We start from the raw sequence: 5,290 nt of genomic DNA on the forward strand, positions 1-5,290 counted from the left end.
CCTCCGCTCCCGCCCCGCCCGGGGGCTCCCCGGCCTTGGTCAGCGGGACGGGGACCGGGGCGTCGGATCCCGTCGGCGGGCCGCCCTCACCCGCCTCCCCGCCCCGGGGGTGCGGCAGGCGGGCGGTGACCGCCGCGGCGAGGAGGGCGACCTCGGCGGTCTCCCGCCGCTCGCTGAGGCCCCAGAGGGTCACGCAGTTGGGATCGTGGGAGGGCTTGACCTCCACCACCGGCCCCACCGGGCGGACGCGGAACCACCCGCTCTCCCAGCGGGCCCGGGACCACTCCACCCCCGCCACGTCCCGGAGCGGCAGCACCCGGGTGCCCGCCGACTTCTTGCTCTCCTCGCAGGCCCATCCCCACTCGATGCGCAGGATCCGCCCGTCGAAGGTGACCTTGCCGTCCCCTCCGCCCACCACCCGGGGCACCGAGGGCCCGGGGAGCAACCAGCGGTCGGACGGCTCGTCGACCGGTATCCGCTCCAACAACAGGGCGGTGCGGACCTCGTCGACCAGGTACTCCGCCGCCCCGGTGCGCCCCGGCTCCACCGCCAGGGCGTAGGGGGTGGCGTCGTCCGACAGGCGCCCCGAACAGGCGTGGTCGAGGGGATCGGCCCCCTCGCGGAGCCGCAGGCGCAGGCGGGCACGGCGCCGCCCCGGCTCCAGGGAGACGCCCGCGATGGCCTCCAGCGGCACGGCGACCTCCCCCAGGCCGGTGCGCAGGGGATGGACGTTCCGCCCGGTGCCGGGCACCAGCCGCAGTCTCTCCCCGTCGAAGTCCCACGTGCCGTCCCGCTGGATGAGCTCCGCCATTGGCTCATTGTGTCAGGGGCGCGCGGCGGTCCGGCGGGGGTGGTGTCACCGCCCCCGCCGGACCGCCGGAAGGGCCTCAGTCCCGTCCCCGTCCCATCAGTTCGCGGGCGATCAGCATGCGCTGCACCTCGCTGGTGCCCTCGCCGATCTCCAGGATCTTGCTGTCCCGCCACATCCGGGCGACGGGGTACTCGTTCATGAAGCCGTAGCCGCCGTGGATCTGGGTGGCCTCCCGGGCGTTGGTGACCGCGATCTCCGAGGAGTACAGCTTGGCGATCGCCGCCTCCTTCTTGAAGGGCTCGCCGGCCAGCAGGCGCGCCGCCGCGTCCCGCCAGGCGAGCCGGGCGGTGTGCGCGCGGGTCTCCATGTCGGCGAGCTTGAAGGCGATGGCCTGGTTCTCCCCGATGGGGCGACCGAAGGCCCGGCGTTCGGCGGCGTAGCGGACCGACTCGTCCACACACCCCTGCGCCAGACCGGTGGCCAGTGCCGATATGGCGATCCGGCCCTCGTCGAGGATCCGCAGGAACTGGGCGTAGCCCCGGCCCTCGGCGCCCAGGAGGTTCTCCAGCGGCACGCGGACGTCGGAGAAGGACAGTTCCCGGGTGTCGGAGGCGTTCCAGCCGACCTTGGAGTAGGGGGCGGCGACCGTGAAGCCGGGGGTGCCGGAGGGCACCACGATGGTGGAGATCTCCGGCGAGCCGTCGGCCTTGCGACCGGTGACGGCGGTGACCGTGACCAGGTCGGTGATCTCGGTGCCGGAGTTCGTGATGAAGCTCTTGGTGCCGTTGATCACCCAGTGGTCGCCGTCGCGCACCGCCGTGGTGCGGGTGCCGGAGGCGTCGGAGCCGCACTCGGGCTCGGTCAGGCCGAAGGCGCCCAGCGCCTCGCCGGAGCACAGGCGGGGCAGCCAGCGGCGCTTCTGCTCCTCGGTGCCGAAGCGGAAGATGGGCATCGCGCCCAGGGAGACCGCCGCCTCCAGGGTGATGGCGAGCGAGGAATCCACCCGGGCCAGCTCCTCCAGCGCCACGCACAGCGCCAGGTAGTCACCGCCCATGCCGCCGTACTCCTCGGGGAAGGGCAGGCCGAACAGGCCCATCCCGGCCATCTCCCGCACGAGCGGGTACGGGAAGGCGTGCCGCTCGTAGTAGTCGCCGATCACGGGGGCGACGGCCTCCTGGGCGAACTTCTCCACCGTGCGGCGGAGTTCCTCGTGCTCGGTGGGCAGCCGGTACTGAAGGGCCATGGTCACGGCTCCTTGTCCTCGGGGGCGGGGGTGGCCCGGTGGGTGAGGGCGCGCAGGGCGCGGGACGGGCCGGGTCGGCCCAGGTGTTCGGCCATCCAGTCGCTCGTGGCGGCCAGCCGGCGCAGGTCGACACCGGTCTCGATGCCGAGACCGTCGAGCATCCACAGCAGGTCCTCGGTGGCGAGGTTGCCGGTGGCGCTGCGGGCGTAGGGGCACCCGCCGAGACCACCCGCGGAGGCGTCGACGGTGGTGACGCCGTGCCGCAGGGCGGTCAGGGTGTTGGCCAGTGCCTGGCCGTAGGTGTCGTGGAAGTGCACGGCGATCCGGTCGGGGGCGATGCCGGAGGCGTGCAGGTCGGTGAGCAGGCGGGCGACGTGGCCGGGGGTGGCGGTGCCGATGGTGTCGCCCAGGCTCAGCTCGGAGCAGCCCATGGCGTCCAGCCGGCGGCAGACCTCCACCACCCGGGCGGGGTCGACCGGGCCCTCCTCGAAGTCGCCGAAGCACATCGAGAGGTAACCGCGCACCCGCAGCCCCTCGGCCCGGGCCCGGGCGACCACGGGCTCGAAGACGGCGAGGGACTCGGCCACGGTGCGGTTGAGGTTGGCCCGGGCGAAGGACTCGGTGACGGCGGCGAAGATCGCGATCTCCCGCACCCCCAGGGCCAGCGCGCGGTCCAGACCCCGGGTGTTGGGGACCAGGACGGGCAGCCGTACGCCGCGGTCGGCCAGGTCGGCGACCATCGGGTACAGCTGCTCGGCGTCGGCGAGCCGGGGCACCCAGCGGGGGTGCACGAAGCTGGTGGCCTCCACGGTGTCGAGGCCGGCGTCGGCCAGGCGGTGGATGAACTCGGCCTTGACCTCCACGGGGAGGATCGCGGCCTCGTTCTGCAGGCCGTCGCGCGGGCCCACCTCGTGGATGCGCACCCGGCGGGGCAGATCGGGGTCGGGTACCCGCTGGGGCAACCCGGCGGGCGGGCCCTGGCGCGGGCCGGTGTCGGTCGCGGGGCCCCGGGAGGGCCCCCCGGCGGGACGGTCGACGGCTGGGGTCATGTCGGCTCCCCTCCCGGGACGGGGGCTCCCGCCCCGGACGCGGCGGGGGCGGCGGACGGGTCCGGCTCGTCCTCCGGATCCACCACCACCAGTTCCTGGTCCATGGCCACGGCGGTCCCCGCCGCCACCCGCACCGCCGCCACGGTGCCCGGGGCGGGAGCGCGGATGACGTGCTCCATCTTCATCGCCTCGACGATCAGCAGGGGTTGACCGGTCGTCACCCGCTCCCCCGGCCCGACCTTGACGACGGTCACCGTGCCGGGCATGGGAGCGGTCAGGGCGGCGGCGCCGGCCGCTCCGCCGGCACCGGCGGCGGCCACCGGGTCGTGGTCGGCGACCGGCCACGCCTCCCCGTCGCGGGCGAGTCCGGAGCCGTCGGGGGCGGTGTGGAAGCGGTGGACGACGCCGTCCACCTCCACCCGCACCGGACCGCCCCCGGTCCCGGCCGTCAGGCGGGCGGTGACCTCCGGGCCGTCGCCGACCCGCAGCCGGGCGTCGCCGGCCCGCCCCCGCACGGTGACGGTGACCGGATCGTGGCCGGGGACCCGCAGGTGGTGGGGGGTGCCGGCGGTGACGCCGCCCAGCCGCCAGCCGGAGGGGACCGAGAAGGGATCCACCCACCCGGTGGGCGGGGTCGGCCCGGCTTCCGGCTCCAGGGCGGCGTGCCGGAGCAGGGCCGCCGCCGCGTACACCTCGGTCGGGACGGCGGTGGGGGCCAGGTCGGCGACCAGGGCCGGGGCCTCCCGGTCCACCAGCCCGGTGTCCAGGCGCCCCTCCCGGACCTCCGGCACGTCCAGCAGGCGGCGCAGGAAGCCCGTGTTGGTGTCCACGCCGATGACGACGGTGTCGGCGAGGGCGGCGCGCAGCCGGCGCAGCGCGGAGGCACGATCGGGGCCGTGGGCGATGATCTTGGCGAGGAGCGGGTCGTAGGCGGTCCCGACGGTGTCGCCGGCGGCGATGCCGGAGTCCACCCGCACGCCCGGGCCGGTGGGCTCGCGCAGCGCCCGGACGGTACCGGCGGAGGGCAGGAAGTCGACCCCCTCCCCGTCGGCGGCCGGACGCGGCGTCTCGGCGCAGATACGGGCCTCCACGGCGTGACCGCGCGGGGCGAGGGCCCCCGGGTCCGCCACCAGGGGCTCCAGGGACTCGCCGGCGGCGATCCGCAGCTGCCACTCCACCAGGTCCTGACCGGTGATCAGCTCGGTCACCGGGTGCTCCACCTGCAGACGGGTGTTCATCTCCATGAACCAGTGCGAGCGCGGGTCGTCGCCGGGGACGATGAACTCGACGGTGCCCGCGCCCCGGTACCCGCAGGATCGGGCGGCGCGGACGGCGGCCTCCCCCATGGCCCGGCGGGTCTCCTCGTCCAGCAGAGGACTGGGGGCCTCCTCGACGATCTTCTGGTGGCGGCGCTGGAGGGAGCACTCGCGCTCCCCGAGGTGCAGGACGTTGCCGTGGTCGTCGGCGAGGACCTGGATCTCGATGTGCCGGGGCCGGTCGATCCAGCGTTCGACCAGGAGGGTGTCGTCGCCGAAGGCGCCCCGGGCCTCGCGCCGGGCGGCGGCGATCTCCTCGGGCAGGCGGTCGGGATCGCGGACCAGCCGCATGCCCTTGCCTCCCCCACCGGCGGCGGGCTTGATGAGCACCGCCGCACCGATGGCGCGGGCCGCGTCGATCAGTTCGGCGTCGGACAGGCCGCTCCCGGAGGAGCCGGGCACGACGGGGACGCCGGCGGCGGCCACCGTCTCCTTGGCCCGGATCTTGTCGCCCATCAGCTCGACCGCGGAGGCCGGCGGGCCGACGAAGACCAGACCGGCGTCCGCCACGGCCCGGGCGAAGTCGGCGTTCTCGGCGAGGAAGCCGTACCCGGGGTGGATCGCACCGGCGCCGGTGCGCTCGGCGGCCTCCAGCAGTCGGTCGATCCGCAGGTAGCTCTCGGCGGCGGCGCGGGGACCGATGCGGACCGAGGTGTCGGCCTCCCGGACGTGGAGGGCGTCGGCGTCGGCGTCGCTGTGGACGGCGACGGAGCGCAGGCCGAGCCGGCGCAGGGTGCGGATCACCCGGACCGCGATCTCGCCGCGGTTGGCGACCAGCACGGCGTCGAAGGCGGCTGCGGGGCGGGGCACCTGCTGTCGGGGGGCCACGGGGCGGTTCACCTGCTTTCGGGGACGGGCCCCGGGTCACCGG

At 75.5% G+C, this 5,290-nt stretch carries 4 protein-coding genes; all 4 read right to left on the reverse strand.

The genetic code is table 11. From position 1 onward, the window contains the following. The coding region (locus FOE67_RS15585) for a DUF4429 domain-containing protein (RefSeq protein WP_194444312.1) at positions 1 to 811 on the reverse strand (811 nt) is incomplete at its 3' end. 76 nt (positions 812 to 887) lie between these two features. Next, a complete protein-coding gene (locus FOE67_RS15590; RefSeq protein ID WP_182664702.1) occupies positions 888 to 2,054 on the reverse strand; it encodes an acyl-CoA dehydrogenase family protein in 1,167 nt (388 codons plus the stop codon). Between the two features lie 2 nt (positions 2,055 to 2,056). After that, a complete protein-coding gene (locus FOE67_RS15595) occupies positions 2,057 to 3,103 on the reverse strand; it encodes a hydroxymethylglutaryl-CoA lyase (RefSeq protein WP_182664699.1) in 1,047 nt (348 codons plus the stop codon). Beyond that, positions 3,100 to 5,247: an acetyl/propionyl/methylcrotonyl-CoA carboxylase subunit alpha gene (locus FOE67_RS15600; protein ID WP_323384966.1), complete on the reverse strand. Its 2,148-nt coding sequence runs from the start codon at positions 5,245 to 5,247 to the stop codon at positions 3,100 to 3,102. Before FOE67_RS15600 ends, FOE67_RS15595 begins: the two co-directional genes overlap by 4 nt. Positions 5,248 to 5,290: the final 43 nt, after the last annotated feature.

Source organism: Streptomyces calidiresistens, from assembly GCF_014141525.1.
Lineage (GTDB): Bacteria > Actinomycetota > Actinomycetes > Streptomycetales > Streptomycetaceae > Streptomyces > Streptomyces calidiresistens.

Coding starts and splice junctions, on each gene's coding strand:
- FOE67_RS15590 (WP_182664702.1), bottom strand. CDS start 2,054: ATGGCCCTTCAGTACCGGCTGCCCACCGAGCACGAGGAACTCCGCCGC.
- FOE67_RS15595 (WP_182664699.1), bottom strand. CDS start 3,103: ATGACCCCAGCCGTCGACCGTCCCGCCGGGGGGCCCTCCCGGGGCCCC.